This is a genomic window from Shewanella sp. 5_MG-2023, from assembly GCF_030547465.1.
Classification (GTDB): Bacteria; Pseudomonadota; Gammaproteobacteria; order Enterobacterales; family Shewanellaceae; genus Shewanella.
Window position 1 is genome coordinate 69,368 of record NZ_JAUORC010000020.1, and the last position, 22,074, is coordinate 91,441.

Here is a 22,074-nt window from a genome sequence, read left to right on the forward strand (position 1 = left end):
ACTATAACGTTTTACCCCAAGAAGGTGCTACATTAAGGCACCTTCTTTCGTTTCACTCTTTTTAAATTAGGGTCTGTTTATTTTCCATGAGTTTAACCCGCCTCAATATCGAACATTTCCGAAATATTTTGTCAGCGACATTAGCGCCAAGTGATGGGCTTAATTTAATTTATGGTGAAAATGGCAGTGGTAAAACCAGCATTTTAGAAGCCATTTATTTTCTCGGTATGGGGCGTTCGTTTCGTAGCCATCTGTCCCAGCGGGTTATCAATATTGAGCAAGATCAACTGACCTTGTTTGCCAAGCTCGAAATGCCTAATGGCGAAGCTAAATTAGGCCTTAGACGGTTCCGCAATGGCGACATTGATGTTAAATTTAATGGCGATAACGTGAAGCGATTATCGGTATTAGCTGAGACGTTACCTATTCAAGTTATCACCCCTGAAAGTTTTTCTTTACTATTTGAAGGCCCAAAAGCACGCCGGCAGTTTATCGACTGGGGAGCTTTTCATGCTGACAGTCATTTTTATACGGCATGGGTGAATACCAGAAGAATTTTAAAGCAAAGAAATCAGCTTCTTAGAGATGGAGCCTCTTACACCAATATACAATTTTGGGATAAGGAATTGGTGCGTTATGCTGAGCAGGTTACTTCGATACGAAATCAATATGTGGACTCGTTAAATGAGCTACTTAAGGGTATAATCGAAGAGTTTTTACCACGGGTTGATATTAAGGTTTCCTTTACCCGTGGCTGGGATAGCAAAACGGAATTTGCCGAGTTACTTAAAACTCAATATCACCGAGATTTAGCATCGGGAAATACCGGCAGTGGACCACATAAAGCGGATTTACGATTACGCGTTGGCAGCTTACCGGTACAGGATGCGTTATCCCGAGGACAGTTAAAATTATTAGTCTGTGCACTGCGCCTTGCACAGGGTAAATTGCTTCAAAAACAGCAAAACAAGCATAGTATTTACCTAGTGGATGATCTTCCATCTGAGTTAGATGCTCAGCATAGGCAACTATTACTAAAACAGTTAACCGAAACCGGTGCACAAATTTTTGTCACAGCGATTGATCCTGTTGCAATAGTCGATTCGCTGGCTAGCCCACCAAGTAAGATGTTTCATGTGGAACATGGGCAAGTCACGGTAGTTGAATAAAAACGAGAGAGAAATATGTCAGAGAATAGTTATGATTCTTCGAGTATTAAGGTTTTAAAAGGCCTTGATGCTGTTCGTAAGAGACCAGGGATGTACATCGGCGATACTGACGATGGTACAGGTCTTCATCACATGGTATTCGAAGTGGTCGATAACTCTATCGATGAAGCCTTAGCAGGCCACTGTAGTGACATTACTATCACCATTCATTCAGATGGCTCGGTATCAGTACAAGATGATGGCCGTGGTATTCCTGTAGAGGTTCATGAAGAAGAAGGTGTGTCCGCTGCCGAAGTTATTATGACGGTACTTCATGCCGGTGGTAAGTTTGATGATAACTCTTATAAAGTATCAGGTGGCTTACACGGTGTTGGTGTTTCGGTTGTAAACGCATTATCTGAAAAACTGCAAATGACCATTCGTCGTAACGGTAAAGTTTACGAGCAGTTTTATTCAATGGGTGTACCTGATACGCCAATCACCCCAGTGGGTGAATCAGAAAAAACCGGTACTTCAATCCGTTTCTGGCCAAGCAGTGAAACATTCTCAGATGTGCTATTCCACTTTGACATCTTGGCTAAACGTGTTCGTGAATTATCATTCTTGAACTCAGGTGTGGGTATCCGTTTAGTTGATGAACGTGATGGCCGTGATGAATTCTTTAAATACGAAGGCGGCATCAGTGCTTTCGTTGATTACCTTAACCTCAATAAAACGCCGGTGAATAAAGAGGTTTTCCACTTTACTCAAGAGCGTGAAGACGGCATTACCGTTGAAGTGGCAATGCAGTGGAATGACGGTTATCAAGAAAAGATTTTCTGTTTTACCAATAACATCCCACAACGTGATGGCGGTACTCACTTAGCGGGTTTCCGGGGTGCATTAACCCGTAACTTAAATAACTATATGGAGCGTGAAGGTTTCAATAAAAAAGGTAAAACCAATGCAACGGGTGATGATGCTCGTGAAGGGTTAACCGCGGTTATTTCAGTAAAAGTGCCAGATCCTAAATTCAGTTCACAAACTAAAGACAAGTTAGTGTCGAGTGAAGTGAAAGGTGCGGTTGAACAAACAATGGGTGAGCAATTAAATGATTACCTATTAGAAAACCCAACGTATGCAAAATTAATTGTTGGTAAAATCGTTGATGCGGCACGTGCTCGTGAAGCGGCGCGTAAAGCCCGTGAAATGACCCGTCGTAAAGGCGCATTAGATTTAGGTGGTTTGCCAGGTAAGCTTGCTGATTGCCAAGAGAAAGACCCTGGGCTTTCTGAAATATACATAGTGGAAGGGGACTCTGCTGGCGGATCAGCCAAGCAGGGACGTAACCGTAAAAACCAAGCTATTCTTCCGCTAAAAGGTAAAATTCTTAACGTTGAAAAAGCACGTTTCGATAAAATGTTATCTTCTCAAGAGGTCGCGACGCTGATCACTGCATTAGGTTGTGGTATTGGCCGTGATGATTATGATCCTGAGAAAACCCGTTATCACAACATCATCATCATGACCGATGCTGACGTCGATGGCTCGCACATTCGTACGCTGCTGTTGACTTTCTTCTTCCGTCAAATGCCAGAGTTGATTGAACGTGGTTACATCTATATTGCTCAACCACCTTTATTTAAAGTTAAAAAAGGTAAGCAAGAGCAGTACCTAAAAGATGAGCCAGCACTAACGGAATACTTAACCACTCAAGCGTTAGATGGTACTCATATTTACCCTTCTGCGGGTGCACCAGGTATGACAGGTGAGCCACTAGAGCGTTTAGTGAGCCAGTATCGTGAGGTTGAAGCGGTTATTGAGCGTTTAACTAAGCGTTACCCAACGGTTATTTGTAACCGTATGCTTTACCACCCAGCACTGAACAATGAAATGCTGGCTGACGAAGCACAAATGAAGCAGTGGTGTGATGCCTTTGTCGCTGACCTTATTGAGATTGAAACTGACGGCGTTATTTATAACATTGAACCACAATTAGATCCTGAGCGTCAGGTATACCTACCAAGCCTAACAATCCGTAAGCATGGTATTGATACTAACTACGTATTTAGTTACGACTTCTTCCAATCAAATGATTACCAACGTATTGCTAAGTTAGGCTCAGCATTAGACGGTATGATTGAAGAAGGCGGCTATGTGAAACGTGGCGAGCGTATGAAAGAAGTTGATAGCTTCTTAGAGGCGCTTGATTGGACTATGTCTGAAGCTAAACGTGGTTTGTACATCCAACGTTATAAAGGATTGGGTGAAATGAACCCTGAGCAATTGTGGGAAACTACAATGGATCCTGAAACTCGTCGTATGCTACAAGTCACCATTGAAGATGCCGTAGGCGCTGATCAATTGTTTACTTGTTTGATGGGCGATCAAGTTGAACCGCGTCGTGACTTCATTGAAACTAACGCGCTAAACGTTGCTAACTTAGACGTGTAGTCGAGTTTAAAATACATTAAATGGGTGCCTTAAGGCGCCCATTTTTTTATCGGTAATCTCTACAAACTCATCTTGTCACTGTTGTATATTTACCTGAAGTGTAGGTAATTTATTGTGTTTAAAAAGCTATTCAATAAGATTTTTAATTTAAGACCGGCCGTTGAGGTCAAACAAGCCAAAGCATTAAATGAGCAGCATTCATTGCTATCGGCTAACACCCAAGAGTCAAGCGCTACAGACTCGAAACTGTGCTCTAGTAACTCATATGTAAGGCAAACTAAATCATACTTAAGCAACTCAAGTGAAACACCAAAAGAGGCGCAACAAATAGATTTGTCGGCGCTGTTTTATAGTCTACTTTTTCCTATGAGTAGCCATAAAACTGGTGGCATGGCTAATAATCTTGAACGTAGCATATTAGCCGAAATCGACATCGCTTTTAGTGCACCTCAAGATATTGCTGCCAAGGTGTTAAAACTGCCAAGGCGCATAACCGAGCTTGACCATAAACTATCCCAAGATGGGATTGAAACCAAACAAGTACTGCAGTTAATTGAGCAAGATCCGGTACTGAGCGTCGAAGTATTAAAGTTATGCAACTCAAGTGCTTTTAAGCGTTCAGGCAAAGATATTACTAATCTACACCAAGCTATTGTGCAGTTAGGGCGAGCGCAATTACGTCAGTTTGTTCGCAGTTGTTTAGTGAAAGAAATGATTGATATTAAGCCGATTTACTTTAGGCGTTTTGGCGCTGAAATTTGGCGTCATTCAATGCAAGTGGCTTTTATTGCCAGTGACTTAGCTGAAGAAGATGCTGATACGGTGTTTTTACTGGGATTACTTCATGATGTTGGCAAAATCGCCATTTTCAAAATGCTGCTGGATGCCTTTGAAAAAGCCGAGCCGGGTGAACAGCCAAGTTCGGCATTGTTTAAGCAAGTGATGACCACTAAGTCGTTAGGGCTAAGTGCGTTACTGGCGAAGCATTGGCAGCTGCCAGCACAGTTTGAGTTTCAGCTAGCACAATTAGCTAATTCTGATTATCGTCCAACAGACATGATGGCATTGGCTGTATGGCGGGCAAATATCATCAGTGAGTGTTCTATGTTGCGGCAAAAAGATAAACTTGAACAAGATGATTTACAGCAGCTATTGCAGCAAGTCGGTTTGAATCAATCTGAGTTTGATGTTTTCCATCAAAAACTGATTAGCTTTTAATATTTGATTCGAAGTCTTCATTTAAAATTAATCATGAGGCTTTAAAAATCAGCCAATAAAAAACGCGCTTAACTGATGTTAAAGCGCGTTTTTTTTACAACTTAATAGGGTTAACTATTATTGTAGTAGTGAGATATCTGCAGCATGTAAGAATTGCTCACGCAGGCTATTTAGTAATGCTAAGCGGTTATTCTTAAGGGCTTCATCATCAGCCATTACCATGACACCTTCAAAGAAGGCATCAACGCTTTCACGCAGGTTCGCCAGTAATGCTAACGCTTCTTGGTAGTTTGCCGCAGCAAATAATGGCGCAAGCTGTGGTTGCAGTTCAGCTAACTTTTCAGCTAATGCTTTCTCAGCAGGTTCAACCAATAAACTGGCATCAATGCTAGTGGCAGTCTCGCCTTCAACTTTGGCTAGAATGTTAGAAACACGCTTGTTAGCTGCAGCTAAAGCAGAGGCTTGCTCTAACGTTCTGAAGTGCGCCACAGCTTTAATACGGCTTTCAAAGTCAGCCGGTGCAGTAGGCTTACGTGCCAGCACTGCAAGAATAACGTCAACGCTGACGCCTTGATCTTGATACCAAGAGCGGAAACGACCCATGAAGAATTCAAGCACTTGCTCAGACACATTGTCGTTAGTGAGGTTTTCACCGTGTAATTGTTTTGCTTTATCAATTAAATCAACTAAGTCTAATGGCAAGTTGTTTTCTAAACAAATACGTAAAATACCAATCGCTGCACGACGCAGTGCGAATGGATCTGCAGCACCCTTAGGGGCTTGGCCAATACCGAAAATACCCACTAAGGTATCAAGCTTTTCAGCTAGCGCGACACAGATTGAAATAGGTGCAGTAGGCACGGTATCGCCAGAGAACTTTGGCTTGTATTGTTCAGCTAAAGCAACTGCGACAGCTTCAGTTTCACCATTTAAGCGTGCATAGTGCATGCCCATAGTGCCTTGAAGATCAGTAAACTCCATCACCATATTGGTCATTAAGTCTGACTTAGACAGTAAACCTGCACGGCTCGCTTCTTCGCTGTTGGCATCAATGCTGGTGGCAATAAAACCGGCTATTGCAGAGATACGTTCAACACGTTGTTTAATCGTGCCTAATTGCTTTTGGAATACAACCGTTTCTAAGCTAGCAAGGCGCGCTTCTAATGACTCTTTCTTATCTGTTTCAAAGAAGAACTCAGCATCAGCTAAACGAGGACGAACTACTTTTTCGTTACCTGAAATAATCTGCTGTGGATCTTTAGATTCGATATTAGTCACGAAGATAAAGTTTGGTAGCAACTGGCCGGCTTTATCAAATACAGGGAAGTATTTCTGATCGCCTTTCATGGTGTAAACCAAGGCTTCAGCCGGTACGTCTAAAAACTTTTCTTCAAAGTTAGCGGTGAGTACCACAGGCCACTCAACCAAAGAGGTGACTTCTTCAAGTAAGTCATCTTCAAGTTCTGCAACACCGCCAATGTCTTTGGCTGCAGCTTCAGCGTTAGTCTTGATTATATCTTTACGACGTTGGTAATCAGCTAAAACCTTACCTTGCTGCTCAAGAGCGGCTAAGTAGTTGTCAGCATGATCTAACTCGAAGGTATCAACGCCCATGAAGCGGTGACCACGAATAGTACGTGCTGATTTGATACCTAACAATTCACCATCAACTAACTCATCACCTAATAGCATAGTAACGGTATGAACCGGACGGATAAATTGTGTGGTGTTACTTCCCCAGCGCATTGGCTTAGGAATTGGTAACTTATCTAATGCTTTTTGCGCCATGGCTGCGATCAGTGATTTAGTTTCTACGCCAACCACTTTAGCTTGGTGTAATAACCATTCGCCTTTATCTGTTTTCAAGCGCTCAGCTTGTTCCACAGTGATGCCGTTACCACGAGCCCAGCCCATAGCTGCTTTCGTTGGGTTGCCATCAGCATCAAATGCTTGGGCAACAGCAGGGCCACGTTTTTCAACGACTTTGTCAGCTTGAGCTACAGCAAGTTGTTCAATGCTAATAGCTAAACGGCGCGGCGCAGCGTACCAAGTGGCTTTTTCAAAGGCCAACTCAGCTTTGGTTAGCTCTTCGCTGAAGTTAGCTAAAAATGATTCAGCTAATTTACGTAATGCTTTTGGCGGTAATTCTTCAGTACCCACTTCAATGAGTAAGTTTTCAACATTCATTCTATTTACCTCTACTTACACATTGGGAAACCAAGCGCTTCACGGGCTTGGTAGTAAGACTCTGCAACACCTTTGGCCATAGTACGTACACGTAAAATATAACGTTGACGTTCAGTAACCGAAATCGCGTGGCGAGCATCAAGTAAGTTAAAGGCATGAGATGCTTTCATTACTTGTTCGTATGCAGGAAGAGGCAATGGCTTTTCAAGGTCAAGTAAATGCTGACAAGCGACTTCACAATCATCAAACTGCTTGAATAGTACTTCTACATTGGCGTGTTCAAAGTTATAGGTTGATTGCTCAACTTCGTTCTGATGGAAAATATCACCATACATCACTTTACCCATTGGACCGTCTGTCCATACTAGGTCATATACGCTATCAACTTCTTGGATATACATCGCAAGACGTTCAAGGCCGTAAGTGATTTCACCAGTTACAGGCTTACACTCTAAACCGCCCACTTGTTGGAAGTAGGTAAATTGCGATACTTCCATACCGTTTAACCAAACTTCCCAACCTAGACCCCAAGCACCCAATGTAGGTGATTCCCAGTTGTCTTCTACGAAGCGAACATCATGGACGCCCATATCTACGCCTAGTGCTTCTAAAGAGCCAAGGTATAGCTCTTGAATATTGCTAGGAGAAGGCTTAAGCACTACTTGAAATTGATAGTAGTGTTGTAGACGGTTAGGGTTTTCACCGTAACGGCCATCGGTAGGGCGACGACATGGCTGAACATAAGCACTACTCATAGGCTCTGGGCCTAATGAGCGCAAGAATGTCATTGGGTGGAATGTACCAGCGCCAACTTCCATGTCTAATGGTTGAACTATTGCGCAACCTTGCTGCGCCCAGAATTCCTGCAGGGTCATAATAAAGCCCTGGAATGTTTTTACGTCGTGTTTCGTCGTCATGTCCGCTTATCTACTGGTTAGGCTATAAATAGAAAATGGTTTTGATTATACCTTGTAGATAAAGGCTTATGTAGGTTATTTTTTAACGTAGAGATTAAAAATAGTAAAGGACTCAATAAATGGTTCAACAACGTTGTGGTTGGGTCAGTGATGACCCTATTTATCAAGACTATCATGACAATGTTTGGGGGCGGCCTGTTTATGATCCCATCGAGTTATTTGAAAAGCTTTGCTTGGATGGTCAGCAAGCAGGATTATCTTGGATCACCATTTTAAAGAAGCAACACAATTACCAAGCTTTGTTTGCCAATTTTGATCCAAAAGTGATTGCCACATTCGATGATGCCAAAGTCGAAGAATTACTATTAAACCCTGGAATTATCAGGAACCGTCTAAAGGTTAATTCTATTATTCGAAATGCCAAAGCCTATTTAGCCTTTGTTGAGCAGGGTAATGATTTTTCTGAATTTCTTTGGCAGTTTGTTGGCGGTAAGCCTGTCGTAAATCATTATTTAACTTCGGCGGATTTACCTGCTCAAACAGCAGAATCTGAGGCCATGTCTAAAGCACTTAAAAAGCTTGGGTTTAACTTTGTAGGGCCAACTATTTGTTATGCTTTTATGCAAGCGGTAGGTATGGTTAATGACCATACAACAGATTGTTTTTGTTATGGAAGCGATTTTGTTTAACGCAGTTTTTTAGCAAATAAAAAAAGGATGTTCCACGTGGAACATCCTTTTCTTTTTTTGCTAAATCATTTTCGATTAGCCTAAGCTTGTTGCCTCAGTATTAATCTTTTTTCTCAAAGAAAAATGGTTTACGGCTAACCTCTTCGCCATTCAATTGATTCATGGTTTCTGAATCAAATAACTTACCATTGACCATGGTGTAAGACACTTTATCAGTCACACGAATATCAGTTAATGGGTCGCCGTCAATCACAATAATATCAGCTAGTTTACCGGCTTTAATTGAGCCTATTTGATGATCCATACCGAAGGTGGTTGCAGGGTTTATGGTTGCTGTTTTCAGCACATCCATATTGCTCATACCACCTTGAGCAAACATCCACATTTCCCAGTGCGCCGCTAAACCTTCACGTTGACCATGAGCACCAATATTGGGTTTGATGCCAATATCATTTAGCTCATTGGCAACCCGTGCCACATTGAAGTGATTGTAATGTTCATCCGGTGCAGTTGTTCTTCTCATTGAGCGGGCATTAAGAATATCAGACGGAACATACATGCTTAAGCGAGGGTGTGCCCAAACATCAGTTTTATCGTACCAGTAATGCTCGCCAGAAATACCGCCATATGCGACAACCAGTGTTGGGGTATAACCGACTTTGGTTTGACTCCAGAACTGTTTAATATCGCTATAGATAGAACCAACGGGTAATGAGTGTTCGACAGTGGTATGGCCATCAGCAATCATCGACAAGTTATGCTGCAGCAAACTACCACCTTCAGGAACCACCATCATTTCTAATTCACGGGCAGCCTGAATCACTTGTTGGCGTTGGTTACGACGTGGTTGGTTGTAACTTTTCACGCTGAAAGCGCCTACCTTTTTAAGACGCTCTAAATGGAATTTTGCATCATCCAGTGAATCTACATGGGATGTGTAACCTGGTGCATTAGCGCCGTATAAAATAGTTCCGGTTGAGAATATGCGCGGACCCACAATATTACCGGCTTTTTGTTGCTCTGATGCTGCAAAAATCTCAGTGGTGTCATTTGACGGATCATGTATTGCAGTCACGCCCAATGACAGTGCTGAGTATAATTGCCAGTTTTGCTGTGGCGTGATTTCATCATCTGCTTGGCTACCATGAGCATGGGCATCAAATAAACCTGGCATTAAAGTTTTACCTTTAATGTCGATGACTTGTGCATCAGTTGGAATGGTTAAGTTAGCATCGCCAACATTGACAATTTTATTATCTTTAACGATGACAACACCATTATCAATAACTTGGTCATTTTCCATGGTAATGATTTTGCCACCAACAAATGCGATTGTTCCACGTGGAACATCTGCTTTTTTAGTGAAACCAATAGCAGTAACTTCAGGCTTAGCTTCCTCATCGCTGTTGTAGTCAGTATCCACTTTGGCTTGATAAAGGTCTGGGCCTAAAGTCCAATAAATTTCTTCATTGTTACTGTTCCAGCTAATGCTTTCACCTGCGCGGGCACTTAATTGCATTACTGGTAAGTTTTTCGCTTTCGGGCTGATTTTGATGGTTTCGCCATGCTTGGCAAAAGGGGTGACATAAACTCTAAAGCGTTCAGCAAAGGCAAGGTGCTCACCATTTGGTGATACTCTAAATTCGGTAGCATGTTCGCTAGTGTAGTGAGTGCGTTTTTCAAAGCCGTCTAAATTGATTGATGCCAGTTCTGGGGTTTTACCGTGATCCATAAAAAAGACACGATTATTATCAGCGCCAAATTGTGGCTGATAACCGCTAGCTGAAACTTTGATATTTTGCTTATTCTTTAGATCAACTTTATATAAACCCGGTTCTTGGGACCAAGTTCTAGGAGTGACATATCCGCCTTTCGCTTTACGGTAGACAACGGTTTTACCATCTGGTGAAAAGGTTGGTTCGACATATTTACCTGGCAGTGATGTCAGTTGTTTACTGCGACCACCTTTGCTACTCACAATACTGACGGTGCCTTGGTCTTGATCATTCCAAGTGGTAAAGACGATATTCTTGCCGTCCCGTGACCATTGCGGGAATAGTTCATTAACGTCATCATCAAGTCGAGTTAAACGCTTTTGTTTACCATCTTCAATATCACGGATCCAAAGTTTGCCTAATGCTTCAAAAACCACTTTTTCACCGTTAGGTGAGACTTGTGCCATACGCAGCATTTTTACGTCGAAATTATCCTTATCTAGATTTTGAGTGAAGCGTACTGATGGTTGCACCTCTAATTCAGTTTTAACGCTGAAAGGAATATTCTCAACAGACTTGTCTTCAAGGGTTAATTTATTAATTTTACCTTTGGCCCAAAAAACAATTTGTTCATTGTCTTGGGTCCAAGACATGGTCGGATACACACCATGAATTGCCCATGTTTCTTGCATATCACGATCTAAATCACCATAAAGCTTAGTTTGCGCCCCTGATTTTAAATCGAGTAAATACAGCGAAGATTGGAAGCCATCACGTTTGATATAAGCTAACTTGGTGCCATCAGGGCTAGGTGTTGGGCGAATGGCGCCGCCAGTGCCTTCAAGTAATACTTCTATATCACCAGACTGAGTATCGTAGCGCTTAATTTTATAAATACCTTTTACTGAATCTTTTGAGTAGTGAAAGGTTTTGCCTGGGGTAGCATCTTGGCTGAAATAAATATATCTGCCATCAGGTGAATAGGCAGGCTCGCCTAAATCTTTTTGTTCGTTCGGACGCTCAGTTAATTTTACCCCTTCGCCGCCAGCGACGTGATACATCCACACTTCACCAGCACCTAAACTGCGACTACCGGTAAAATGTTTGCGGGCCACTAAGTATTGTGAGTCAGGGCTCCAAGCTGGGCTATTGAGCAAGCGGAAGGTTTCACTGGTTACAGGATGTGGGTTCGAACCGTCAGCATTCATTACCCAAATATTATCACCGCCATCTTCATCTGAGGTGAAGGCAATATATTTGCCATCTGGGCTATATACCGGCTGCATTTGCCAAGCGATGCCAGAAGCGAGTTTTTTTGCCTCGCCACCTTTTATTGGCATTTGATAAATATCACCGAGTAAGTCAAACACTATGGTCTTACCGTCAGGGGAAACGCTGACATTCATCCATGTGCCTTCGGTGACATCAATAGAGAGTTTTTCTAGCGGCGCGTTCGCAGGCGCATTAACTTGCCATTTTTCTGTTTCTTTAGAAGCATCATCAGAGGCATTAGCAGCAAGAGAAACACTTGCTAAGCTTAACGCTATCGCAGTGTAGAGAGGTTTTATTTTTGAAGTTAGCATGCACAGTCCATTTGTTGTCATTATTGTTATAGGTCGCGTTAACACTTTTATGTTTCTTAGTGTTATTGGCGAGTTACAAATCTGATGACATTTATCGCATATATTAGCCAATAACTAAATAGATATTCTGTTTCAAATAATGACAGCTATCGAGTGACTGCTAGGCTGTAGAATAATTATTTGCAGCTCAGCGATATGAAGCTGGGTGTTTAGCTATTTCAATCTGATAAATTGCTGTATGTTGGTTAAATTGTGGGGGGCTTTGAGCTGAGTTTTAATTAAGTCGTATAAAAATACGTGAGTATGTATCTAATTTTGCAAGTTTGTTTAGTGTAATAAAGCACTGAATAGTTATTCATATTTGCTCAGTGCAACTGTCATTAAAGATAAAACTCAATAGGCACACTTATATGGTTATTATTGAAACCTGATCATCAATTTGGATCAGGCCTTCAGTTATCACTTTACAGGTTACGCCACCACGCCAATCTGGGGTGAGGGCTTTTTCAAGACCTTGCTGTGACTGCTCCATTTTTTTACATGGGTCGGTTTCACCGGTAATCAGTAAGCTAACATCATTACCAAGTTTAATGACTTTACCAACATCTGCGGCGCTAAACTTATAGCCATCAATTAATATATTGGCTCTTCGGGTTAACCAGTCTAAATCGGCATTAATTTCATTACAGGCTAATTGCCACTGTTGCTGCGACATGACGGTCACTTGCCGTTTTCCGGGTTTTCCAAAAATATCGTTTTCAACGCCTTTTAATAAACTTACCTTGGCACAAAATACTGGCTTCATCGGCCCTTTTTTAGCAGTTTTGTAAGCAATAGCGTGTAACGAAATCATGATTAGAGGCCTTTTTTAATCAGGTATTTATATGGTGTTTGGTTAGTATCACTTGCTAGAAGAGTATGATCCATAAACTCACAAAAGCTTGGAATATCACGGGTGGTTGCTGGATCATCAGCAGTAATTAATAGGCTTTCACCTTCTGCCATTTTACGCACAGTTTTACGGATCATCATTACAGGTTCTGGGCAACGTAAACCAAGCGCATCTAAGTGGTGGTCTGCGGCAGTAAAATCTTTAGTCATATCAATTCTTCTTACTCAACAATTGCGCTAATTTTACTCTGGTTAAAGTTTGATGCAACACTGATGCTAGCTTTATTAGTAAAGCGTGATGTTATGCTCACCGAAATATGATGTTCCACGTGAAACATTGCTTTAAAAGCAGGGATAAAAAAACCGAGCTAGATAGCTCGGTTTTTAATTTTGATGCTACTAATGTAGCTGTAATAGTAAATTAGATTTAGCTATCAACGCGCTCAAAGATAGTTGCAATGCCTTGACCTAAACCAATACACATAGTGGCTAAACCATATTTAGCATCTTTTGCTTCCATCAAGTTAATCAGTGTTGTTGAGATACGCGTACCTGAACAACCTAATGGATGACCTAATGCAATCGCGCCACCATTTAAGTTAACTTTTTCGTCAACAACATCAGTTAAACCAAGATCTTTAACACATGGTAATGATTGCGCAGCGAATGCTTCATTCAATTCAATCACGTCCATATCATCTATGTTTAATCCAGCGCGAGCTAAGGCTTTGTTAGTTGCAGGAACTGGGCCGTAACCCATAATTGCTGCATCACAACCAGCAACCGCCATAGAGCGGATACGAGCACGAATCGGTAAACCTAATTCGCGAGCCTTTTCTTCTTCCATCACTAACATAGCTGAAGCGCCGTCAGAAAGTGCAGAAGAGGTACCCGCTGTTACTGTGCCGTTAGCTGGGTCAAACGCTGGGCGTAGACCTGATAAAGACTCTAATGACGTCTCTGGACGAATAACTTCATCATGAGTCACTTTAATTAACGCGCCGTTTGCATCGTGTCCTTCGATAGGAACGATTTCATTATCAAAACGACCTTCAACAGTAGCAGCATGAGCGCGTTGATGAGAACGTACAGCAAAAGCGTCTTGTTGTTCACGAGTAATACCGTGCATTTTGCCTAGCATTTCAGCGGTTAAGCCCATCATGCCAGATGCTTTTGCCACGTTAGCAGCAAGACCTGGGTGGAAGTCTACACCATGGTTCATTGGTACATGACCCATGTGCTCAACACCACCAACGATAAAGGTATCGCCTTGGCCAGTCATAATTGCGCGGGCTGCTTGATGCAAGGCATCCATTGATGAACCACATAAGCGGTTAACCGTTACGGCGCCAGCTGATTTTGGAATGCCAGCTAAAAGCGCCGCGTTACGAGCAATGTTGAAACCTTGCTCAAGAGTTTGTTGCACACAACCCCAGATAACATCTTCGATATCTGTTGGATTAAGTTTTGGATTACGTGTTAATAATGATTTCATTAGCTCTGCAGATAAAGTTTCTGCACGTACATTTCTAAATACTCCAGCCTTAGAGCGGCCCATCGGAGTACGAATGCAGTCGACGATTACAGCGTTTTTCATGATGTTATTCCTTTACTGCTAATTAGGCTGGGTAGTAAGTACCGTTATTGGCTGCAAGCTCACGCATTGCATCAGTCACTTGATATAAACCACCTAAGTGAGCAAACTTGTCAGCAAGTGCAACAAAGTTAGCAACACCCATGGTATCTAGGTAACGGAATACACCGCCTCTAAATGGTGGAAAACCAATACCGTAAACCAGACCCATATCGCCTTCAGCAGGAGAAGCAATAATGCCTTCTTCTAAACAACGAACCGTTTCGATAATCATTGGGATCATACAACGAGCGATAACTTCATCTGCTTCGAATTCTTTTAGCTCACCAAATTCTTTACCTAACAATTCATAGCTTGTTGGATCTAAATCTTTCTTTGGCTTACCGCGACGGTCAACAGAGTAAGAGTAGAACCCTTTAGTATTCTTCTGACCAAAGCGCTCACTTTCAAACATGATGTCGATAGCATCTTTGCCATTTTTACCCATGCGGTCAGGGAAACCTTCAGCCATAACTGCTTGTGCATGATGACCTGTATCTAGACCAACAACGTCAAGTAAGTATGCTGGGCCCATTGGCCAACCGAATTGCTTTTCCATTACTTTATCGATTTTGGCAAAATCAGCACCGTCAGCCAGTAAACCACTGAAGCCGGCAAAGTAAGGGAACAATACGCGGTTAACAAAGAAACCTGGGCAATCGTTAACAACGATAGGAGTTTTACCCATTTTGCTGGCGTATGCCACAACAGAAGCAATCGTTTCTTCTGAGCTGTTTTCGCCACGAATGACTTCAACTAATGGCATTTTATGTACTGGGTTAAAGAAGTGCATGCCGCAGAAGCGCTCTGGCTTCTTCATGCTCTTCGCTAATAAGTTGATTGAGATAGTAGAGGTGTTTGATGCAATGATGGCATCATCTGCAACATAACCTTCAACTTCAGCTAATACAGACGCTTTAACTTTAGGATGCTCAACTACAGCTTCAACGATAACGTCAGCATCTTTAATGGGGGCATAATCTAACGCTGGAGTGATGTTGTTTAAAACTGCTGCCATTTTAGCTGGGGTAGAACGGCCACGCTTAACTTGCGCTGTCAGTAATTTAGCCGCTTCGCCTAAACCTAAATCTAATGCAGGTTGGGCGATGTCTTTCATGACAATCGGTGTACCTTTACTTGCACTTTGGTAAGCGATACCGCCACCCATGATGCCAGCGCCTAATACTGCAGCGCTGTTTACTTTCTTAGCCAGTTTACCGGCTTTCTTAGCTTTACCTTTAACGAACTGGTCGTTTAAGAAAATGCCAATTAATGCCGTGGCAACTTCAGTTTTCGCTAATTTGATGAAAGCTTTATTTTCTACTTTTAGCGCTTCTGCGCGATCAAGTGTTGCAGCTTGTTCAATAACGTTAACTGCCATCATAGGTGCAGGGTAATGTTTACCTGCAACTTTAAAGACCATGCCTTTAGCCGTTGCAAACGACATCATGGCTTCAAGCTTTGGCAATGTAAGTGGTTTAAGTTTACGTGCGCGGCGAGACTGCCAATCTAACTTTTCGTTGATGGCATCTTTTAGCATTTGTAGAGCAGCAGCTTCTAAATTTTCAGGTGCAACAACCGCATCAATAGCGCCAACTTTTAAAGCAGCCTCTGGGCGTTGATCTTTACCTGTGGTGATCCATTCTAGTGCGTTGTCAGCACCAATCACACGAGGTAAGCGCACAGTACCACCAAAACCTGGGATTAAACCAAGCTTGGTTTCTGGCAAGCCTATACGGGCGTTGGTGTCAGCGATGCGTAAGTCAGTCGCAAGGATAGCTTCACAACCGCCACCTAATGCAAAACCATTTACAGCAGAAGCTGTTGGGAATGGTAAGTCTTCAAGTTTATCAAATACTGCGCTGGCTTGTTCGACCCAAGATAATAAGGTGGCATCATCTTGCTCAAATAAACCTAAAAATTCTGTGATATCAGCGCCAACGATAAAGGTACTTTTACCAGAGGTAACCAGTAGGCCTTGTATGTTGGTGTTTTGCTTGATGCTTTCTAATGCAGCATCTAATGAAGAAAGAGTTTCTTTATCGAATTTATTTACCGAACCTGGTGCGTTAAAGCACAGCTTGGCAATATTATCCTCTAATAACTCAACTTGAATCGTAGGACTTTGGTAGATCATTGCTTGCTTCCTTTTTGCTAAAAGCGACTTCTACATCACAATCACTGTGTTGTTATCTAGCTTTGTTTTCACAGCAGCGACGGCCATCATTTGACCAGTTGCCAAACAGTGTGCGACGAAATGAAATAAAATACAACACCCAATTTAAACGTCCGTTTAAATAATTGGCAGCTAGAGTCAATTTTGCCCTTTGTGATACACTTCACAAGTTCTTTCATAACAAAAAATCATTACAGGGACTGAAATAATGGATCAGCTTGCTCATTTTTATCATGCACACATTGCAGAACTAAATCGCCGTGTTGCCGAAATAACACAAAGTGAACAGCTTGATGGGTTAGTTATTCACTCAGGCCAGGCTCATCGCCAGTTTCTTGATGATTTAAGTTACCCATTTAAAGTTAATCCACAGTTTAAAGCCTGGTTACCTGTGCTTGATAACCCCAATTGTTGGGTTGTCGCTAACGGAGTTGATAAACCGCAGCTGATATTTTATCGCCCGGTGGATTTTTGGCATAAAGTCAGTGATGAACCCAATGATTTTTGGGCTGAACATTTTGAGATTAAATTGCTGACTAAAGCAGACCAAGTGGCGCAATTATTACCGGCTGATTTATCGCACTGGGCATATATTGGTGAGCATATTGATGTGGCTGAAGTGCTCGGCATCAGTTGCTGTAATCCTGATGCGGTAATGAATTACCTGCATTATCACCGCGCCGATAAAACCCAGTACGAACTGGAATGTTTGCGCCGCGCTAACCAAACTGCAATAAAAGGCCACTTAGCGGCTAAGAATGCTTTTTATAATGGTGGCAGCGAGTTTGAAATTCAGCAGCAGTATTTATCCGCCATTGGCCAAACTGAAAACGAAGTACCCTATGGCAATATTGTTGCCCTTAACCAAAATGCGGCGATATTGCATTACACCGTATTAGAGCATCAAATCCCGTCACCACGGTTATCATTCTTAATCGATGCGGGCGCTAACTATAATGGTTATGCATCTGACATTACCCGTACTTACTCTTTTGAGAAAAATAGTTTCTACGAGTTGATTGTGGAGATGAACAAGTTGCAGTTGTCACTAGTCGATATGATGAAGCCTGGGGTTAAATACCCTGATTTACACTTACGTTTTCATGCAAAACTGGCTAATTTGATGTTGGACTTTAATTTGGCAACAGGTGATGCTCAAGGCTTGGTCGAGCAGGGGATTACCAGTGTTTTCTGCCCCCATGGTTTAGGCCACATGCTGGGGTTACAAGTACACGATATGGGCGGCTTTTTAGGTGATGAAGCAGGCACCCATATTCCGACACCAGCTGGGCATCCATTTTTACGTTGCACCCGTGAAATCGCCGCTAACCAAGTTTTTACTATTGAACCGGGGATATATATTATCGACTCGTTACTGGCAGGACTAAAAGCCGATCGGCGACAATCGCAAATAAATTGGGATAAAGTCGACGAATTAAGACCTTTTGGCGGCATTCGAATTGAAGATAATGTTATTGTGCACCAAGATAGAAACGAAAACATGACCCGAGAGCTAGGTCTCATTGACTGAACAATACCAAATACCCAATCAAACACTCACCATCGAAGAAGATATCAAGCACAGTCGATTTATCACTGTGCTGTTTCACTGTAGTAGTGAATTAGAGTTGAAGTGTGCGCTTACTAACATGAGGCTGGAATACCCGGGCGCTAACCATTATTGCTATGCTTTTGTGGCGTCCGATCCGCAAAATAGTATTGCCATTGGCAGCAGCGACGATGGCGAGCCTGCAGGCAGTGCTGGTCGGCCGATGTTAGCAACGTTACAAGGTTCAAATATTGGTGAGATTGGCGCTATTGTAGTGCGCTACTTTGGCGGCACTAAGTTAGGCGTGGGTGGCTTAGTGCGGGCTTACTCATCGGGGATCAAGTCTGGTTTAACCGAACTTGAGACCAAAACTAAATATATTCGCTATAGTACTAAGCTGAGTTGCAGTTACCCGCAACTTAATCAAATTGAATATTTGGTTAATCAATTTGATGGTGTTATCAGCAATAAAGTCTTTACTGATGTTATCGAAATTGAATTTGAAATTGCCAAAGCATTTCATGATGACTTTAATCGTGAGCTGGCCACCCAAACCCAAGGTCAGCTTAAGGCAAAGTTTAACGTTTGATGAGTGTAAAAAGTATGCCAAAATACAAAGTCATAACGATAATAAGCTCAATTGTTAATCGCTGATCTTTAAAGATGTGATTAGCTGAGGTGTTATGGCTTATTAGCGCGCCCGAGTCTTGGGCGGCATTAACAACGATGCTCTCAAATTAGTGCAAAATAAAACCTATGCGATATAAACACAGTGCAATATAAAACAATTATTAGAATCACTGGCCTGCTGATGGGATTATTTTCTATCACTATGCTGCCACCTGCATTAGTCGCCATTTTTTATAAAGATGGCGGCGGTACTGCATTTATACAGGCGTTTTGCGTCAGTTTATTTTTAGGTTTTTTACTTTGGTATCCAAACCGGGCTCAAAAAGGCGATTTGCGCACCCGCGAAGGCTTTTTGATTGTGGTGATGTTTTGGACGGTACTGGGCTCCATCGGGGCACTACCATTTATCTTTTCTACCGAGCCCGACTTAAGTTGGACAGACAGCTTCTTTGAATCCTTTTCAGCGTTGACTACCACAGGGGCCACCGTGATTGTCGGCCTCGATGATTTACCCAAAGCGATATTGTTTTATCGACATCTGCTGCAGTGGATGGGTGGCATGGGGATCATTGTGCTCGCGGTAGCCATTTTGCCGCTGTTAGGTATTGGTGGTATGCAGCTCTATAAAGCTGAAATACCCGGGCCGGTAAAAGACAGTAAGATGAAACCGCGTATTGCCGAGACCGCCAAGGCGCTTTGGTATATCTACTTATTATTAACTGTGGCTTGTGCGACAGCATTTTATTTTGCTGGCATGAGCGCCTTTGATGCTATTTGTCATTCATTCTCGACCATTGCTATTGGTGGTTTCTCAACTCATGATGCCAGTATTGGCTATTTTAATAGCCCGCTGATCAATGTTATTTGTGCGGTGTTTTTACTGATTGCGGCTGTTAACTTTAGCCTGCATTTCGCCGCGTTCAGTTGGCGGGGGATTAATTTTAAAGTCTATTTTCGTGATGCTGAATTTAAAGCCTTAATTGGTATTCAATTGGTATTAACCGCTATTTGTTTCGCGACTTTATATAATGCTGGCATATATGATTCGCCAGAGCAGACCTTAGATTATGCTTTTTTCCAGGTGGTGTCGATATCCACTACGGCTGGTTTTGGCACCGAAAGTTTTAACTCTTGGCCATTGTTTTTGCCTATATTATTAATCTTTTCTAGTTTTATTGGTGGTTGTGCTGGCTCTACCGGGGGCGGCATGAAAGTGATCCGCTTTGTGCTCTTGTTGCTACAAGGCTCTCGTGAAATGAAGCGTTTAATACACCCTAAGGCCATGTATTCGATTCGAATTGGTAAGTCTGCTTTGCCTGATCGTGTCATTGATGCGGTATGGGGATTTTTCTCTGCGTATGCCTTAGTGTTTGTCATTTGTATGGTGCTATTAATGGCAATGGAAATGGACGCCATTACCGCCTTTAGTGCAACAGCTGCCAGTATTAATAATCTAGGCCCAGGCTTAGGAGAGGTGGCCAGTAACTATGCCAGCGTGACTGATGGGGCTAAATGGGTGTTGGTACTGGCCATGCTATTTGGCCGTTTAGAGGTGTTTACCTTGTTAGTGTTATTTACGCCGACTTTTTGGAAAAACTAATGAGCTAGCTATTTTCAATGGGTATTTAGCGCTTATTACTGTTGAGGAAATCGTCGATTAAAAGGAAGAGATATGCTTAAAAGCATCATGATATATTCGACAGTCGATGGACAAACTTTGTCTATTTGTAACAAGCTTAAGTTGATGCTAGAAGAGGCTGGCGAACAGGTGACTTTGGTTTCTCTTGTTGAAGCAAAGTCGTTACCACTCACGGACTTTGACAAGGTACTCATAGGCGCCAGCATTCGTTATGGCAAACATCGACCTGAGCTTTATGAGTTCATACAGGCAAACCTGAGCAGCTTGTCCTCAATGAAAAGCGCATTTTTTACGGTAAATGTTGTTGCTCGAAAGCCCCTTAAAAATACCCCTGAAACCAATCCGTATATGCAAAAGTTTCTGCAATTATCTCAATGGCAGCCTAACTTATTAGGCGTGTTTGCAGGGAAGATAGATTACCCGAAGTATCGCACCATGGATAGAGTGATGATCCGCTTTATCATGTGGATGACCAAAGGGCCAACAGATATCACAGGTACTTATGAGTTTACCGATTGGAATAAAGTCGATGAGTTTGCCAATGACTTTATTCAGCTTAATAGTCGTTAAGGCTTATTAAGCTGCGCAATATAAACGATGCAAAATTGAGATAACTTCAGTCACTTCAGCATTTTTTAGGGTGTAATACACGTTCTGTGAGCTTTTACGAGTATTGACTAAATCTTGGGCTCGAATGACTGCAAGGTGTTGAGATAATGCTGATTGGCTTAATGGCACCGTTTCATTTAATTCAGTGACACTGCGTTCTTTTTCCAGCAGTAAACACAAAATCATCAATCGATAAGGATTAGCAATCGCTTTTAGCCATTTGGCTGCCATCTCGGCATTACCTAGCATCGACTCTACATCAATATTTTTAGACATTTATTTACCTATTACTGATTTAATACTCAGATTCATCATACTGCTGGCGAACTTAGATCTCAATTTTATCATCTAATTATATGAGACGTTTCTAATTTGTGATCAAAGAGCACGATTATAATAGCCTTTTTTGTAACAATGGCTGCTTATTCAAGCAACAATCGGTGTTGAAATGGCAAAAACTTTAGTTATTTATTATTCAAGAGGTGGGCATACTGCACAAATTAGTCGTGCAATTGCAGAGCAGATTGTCCATAACGGTCATCAGTGTGATGTGGTCAATATTCTTGATAATAACCATGCTGACATTGATTGGGCAAGCTATGATGTTATTGCGTTAGGGGCTTGTGTTTTATATGGTTCTTATCATAAGTCGGTATTTGAATTTGTTAATCGTTACCAACAACAGCTGAGCAGCAAGCCCAATAGCTTTTTCTGTGTCAACGTTGTGGCGCGTAAGCCTGAAAAACGCATTCCAGAAAATAATAAATACCTACAAAAGTTTATTGAGCTTTCACCTTGGCAGCCACAAGATGTCAAAATCATTGCAGGTAAAGTGAATTACCCATCGTGGACTTGGTATGACAGCTTGGCGATTCGCTTAATTATGAAAATGACTGACGGCCCGACTGATCCTAAGAGCGTGATTGATTACACTGATTGGGAAGATGTGAAAGTGTATGCCGATCATGTAGTCAGCCTTGGGGTTACAGCGGTCGCAAGCTAGCTCTTTGAGTTAGCTTGTTACGTTAGTACTTCA

General features: G+C 42.1%; 17 protein-coding genes. 9 read left to right on the forward strand and 8 right to left on the reverse strand.

Going from position 1 to position 22,074, the window contains the following annotated elements:
* Positions 1 to 86 precede the first annotated feature (86 nt).
* The 3 genes from recF to Q4557_RS13240 all read left to right on the forward strand — a co-directional run bounded on the left by recF (position 87) and on the right by Q4557_RS13240 (position 4,820).
* Positions 87 to 1,169: a DNA replication/repair protein RecF gene (gene recF / locus Q4557_RS13230; protein WP_102475866.1), complete on the forward strand. Its 1,083-nt coding sequence runs from the start codon at positions 87 to 89 to the stop codon at positions 1,167 to 1,169.
* Positions 1,170 to 1,184: 15 nt separating this feature from the next.
* Positions 1,185 to 3,602, forward strand: coding sequence for a DNA topoisomerase (ATP-hydrolyzing) subunit B (gene gyrB / locus Q4557_RS13235; protein ID WP_102436416.1), 2,418 nt, complete (start codon positions 1,185 to 1,187; stop codon positions 3,600 to 3,602).
* Positions 3,603 to 3,716: 114 nt separating this feature from the next.
* Entirely contained in the window at positions 3,717 to 4,820 is a 1,104-nt protein-coding gene (locus Q4557_RS13240) for an HDOD domain-containing protein (protein WP_303413273.1), read from the forward strand.
* Positions 4,821 to 4,937: 117 nt separating this feature from the next.
* On the opposite strand, the gene glyS is transcribed toward Q4557_RS13240, so the two are convergent.
* Both glyS and glyQ read right to left on the reverse strand, forming a co-directional pair.
* Positions 4,938 to 7,007, reverse strand: a complete 2,070-nt coding sequence (gene glyS / locus Q4557_RS13245; protein ID WP_303413275.1) for a glycine--tRNA ligase subunit beta — start codon at positions 7,005 to 7,007, stop codon at positions 4,938 to 4,940.
* An 11-nt stretch (positions 7,008 to 7,018) separates the two neighbouring features.
* Complete coding sequence (glyQ, locus tag Q4557_RS13250; protein ID WP_102436422.1) at positions 7,019 to 7,924, reverse strand: glycine--tRNA ligase subunit alpha; 906 nt, start codon at positions 7,922 to 7,924, stop codon at positions 7,019 to 7,021.
* Positions 7,925 to 8,043: 119 nt separating this feature from the next.
* On the opposite strand from glyQ, the gene Q4557_RS13255 reads away from it, so the two are divergent.
* Positions 8,044 to 8,613, forward strand: coding sequence for a DNA-3-methyladenine glycosylase I (locus tag Q4557_RS13255; protein WP_102436424.1), 570 nt, complete (start codon positions 8,044 to 8,046; stop codon positions 8,611 to 8,613).
* Between the two features lie 100 nt (positions 8,614 to 8,713).
* Here the strand turns inward: Q4557_RS13255 and Q4557_RS13260 are convergent, their stop codons facing one another.
* From Q4557_RS13260 to fadB, 5 genes are all read right to left on the reverse strand, one after another.
* Entirely contained in the window at positions 8,714 to 11,911 is a 3,198-nt protein-coding gene (locus Q4557_RS13260) for an amidohydrolase family protein (protein WP_303413278.1), read from the reverse strand.
* 406 nt (positions 11,912 to 12,317) lie between these two features.
* Positions 12,318 to 12,764: an MOSC domain-containing protein gene (locus tag Q4557_RS13265; protein ID WP_102436428.1), complete on the reverse strand. Its 447-nt coding sequence runs from the start codon at positions 12,762 to 12,764 to the stop codon at positions 12,318 to 12,320.
* A gap of 2 nt (positions 12,765 to 12,766) precedes the next feature.
* Positions 12,767 to 13,012, reverse strand: a complete 246-nt coding sequence (tusA, locus tag Q4557_RS13270; RefSeq protein ID WP_102436430.1) for a sulfurtransferase TusA — start codon at positions 13,010 to 13,012, stop codon at positions 12,767 to 12,769.
* A gap of 217 nt (positions 13,013 to 13,229) precedes the next feature.
* A complete protein-coding gene (fadA, locus tag Q4557_RS13275; protein ID WP_303413283.1) occupies positions 13,230 to 14,399 on the reverse strand; it encodes an acetyl-CoA C-acyltransferase FadA in 1,170 nt (389 codons plus the stop codon).
* 22 nt (positions 14,400 to 14,421) lie between these two features.
* Positions 14,422 to 16,572, reverse strand: coding sequence for a fatty acid oxidation complex subunit alpha FadB (gene fadB, locus Q4557_RS13280; RefSeq protein ID WP_102520276.1), 2,151 nt, complete (start codon positions 16,570 to 16,572; stop codon positions 14,422 to 14,424).
* 247 nt (positions 16,573 to 16,819) lie between these two features.
* Here fadB and pepQ point away from each other — a divergent pair, with 247 nt between their 5' ends.
* From pepQ to hemG (Q4557_RS13300), 4 genes are all read left to right on the forward strand, one after another.
* Positions 16,820 to 18,142, forward strand: coding sequence for a Xaa-Pro dipeptidase (pepQ, locus tag Q4557_RS13285; RefSeq protein ID WP_102436436.1), 1,323 nt, complete (start codon positions 16,820 to 16,822; stop codon positions 18,140 to 18,142).
* Complete coding sequence (locus Q4557_RS13290) at positions 18,135 to 18,749, forward strand: YigZ family protein (protein ID WP_102436438.1); 615 nt, start codon at positions 18,135 to 18,137, stop codon at positions 18,747 to 18,749. Before pepQ ends, Q4557_RS13290 begins: the two co-directional genes overlap by 8 nt.
* Positions 18,750 to 18,932: 183 nt before the next feature.
* Positions 18,933 to 20,390 (forward strand): TrkH family potassium uptake protein, encoded by a 1,458-nt coding sequence (locus tag Q4557_RS13295; RefSeq protein WP_102436440.1) that lies wholly within the window; start codon positions 18,933 to 18,935, stop codon positions 20,388 to 20,390.
* A gap of 72 nt (positions 20,391 to 20,462) precedes the next feature.
* Positions 20,463 to 20,999, forward strand: a complete 537-nt coding sequence (hemG, locus tag Q4557_RS13300; RefSeq protein WP_102530710.1) for a menaquinone-dependent protoporphyrinogen IX dehydrogenase — start codon at positions 20,463 to 20,465, stop codon at positions 20,997 to 20,999.
* 6 nt (positions 21,000 to 21,005) lie between these two features.
* Here hemG (Q4557_RS13300) and Q4557_RS13305 read toward each other — a convergent pair whose 3' ends face one another.
* Complete coding sequence (locus Q4557_RS13305) at positions 21,006 to 21,314, reverse strand: metalloregulator ArsR/SmtB family transcription factor (RefSeq protein ID WP_076541734.1); 309 nt, start codon at positions 21,312 to 21,314, stop codon at positions 21,006 to 21,008.
* A gap of 172 nt (positions 21,315 to 21,486) precedes the next feature.
* Here Q4557_RS13305 and hemG (Q4557_RS13310) point away from each other — a divergent pair, with 172 nt between their 5' ends.
* Complete coding sequence (gene hemG / locus Q4557_RS13310; protein WP_102436444.1) at positions 21,487 to 22,041, forward strand: menaquinone-dependent protoporphyrinogen IX dehydrogenase; 555 nt, start codon at positions 21,487 to 21,489, stop codon at positions 22,039 to 22,041.
* Positions 22,042 to 22,074 lie beyond the last annotated feature (33 nt).

What these genes read in the sequence shown, in the direction of transcription:
- fadB (WP_102520276.1), bottom strand. Translation starts at nt 16,572, where the DNA reads ATGATCTACCAAAGTCCTACGATTCAAGTTGAGTTATTAGAGGATAAT.
- pepQ (WP_102436436.1), top strand. Translation starts at nt 16,820, where the DNA reads ATGGATCAGCTTGCTCATTTTTATCATGCACACATTGCAGAACTAAAT.
- Q4557_RS13260 (WP_303413278.1), bottom strand. Translation starts at nt 11,911, where the DNA reads ATGCTAACTTCAAAAATAAAACCTCTCTACACTGCGATAGCGTTAAGC.
- hemG (WP_102436444.1), top strand. Translation starts at nt 21,487, where the DNA reads ATGGCAAAAACTTTAGTTATTTATTATTCAAGAGGTGGGCATACTGCA.
- recF (WP_102475866.1), top strand. Translation starts at nt 87, where the DNA reads ATGAGTTTAACCCGCCTCAATATCGAACATTTCCGAAATATTTTGTCA.
- gyrB (WP_102436416.1), top strand. Translation starts at nt 1,185, where the DNA reads ATGTCAGAGAATAGTTATGATTCTTCGAGTATTAAGGTTTTAAAAGGC.
- Q4557_RS13265 (WP_102436428.1), bottom strand. Translation starts at nt 12,764, where the DNA reads ATGATTTCGTTACACGCTATTGCTTACAAAACTGCTAAAAAAGGGCCG.
- Q4557_RS13305 (WP_076541734.1), bottom strand. Translation starts at nt 21,314, where the DNA reads ATGTCTAAAAATATTGATGTAGAGTCGATGCTAGGTAATGCCGAGATG.
- tusA (WP_102436430.1), bottom strand. Translation starts at nt 13,012, where the DNA reads ATGACTAAAGATTTTACTGCCGCAGACCACCACTTAGATGCGCTTGGT.
- glyQ (WP_102436422.1), bottom strand. Translation starts at nt 7,924, where the DNA reads ATGACGACGAAACACGACGTAAAAACATTCCAGGGCTTTATTATGACC.
- glyS (WP_303413275.1), bottom strand. Translation starts at nt 7,007, where the DNA reads ATGAATGTTGAAAACTTACTCATTGAAGTGGGTACTGAAGAATTACCG.
- fadA (WP_303413283.1), bottom strand. Translation starts at nt 14,399, where the DNA reads ATGAAAAACGCTGTAATCGTCGACTGCATTCGTACTCCGATGGGCCGC.
- Q4557_RS13255 (WP_102436424.1), top strand. Translation starts at nt 8,044, where the DNA reads ATGGTTCAACAACGTTGTGGTTGGGTCAGTGATGACCCTATTTATCAA.
- hemG (WP_102530710.1), top strand. Translation starts at nt 20,463, where the DNA reads ATGCTTAAAAGCATCATGATATATTCGACAGTCGATGGACAAACTTTG.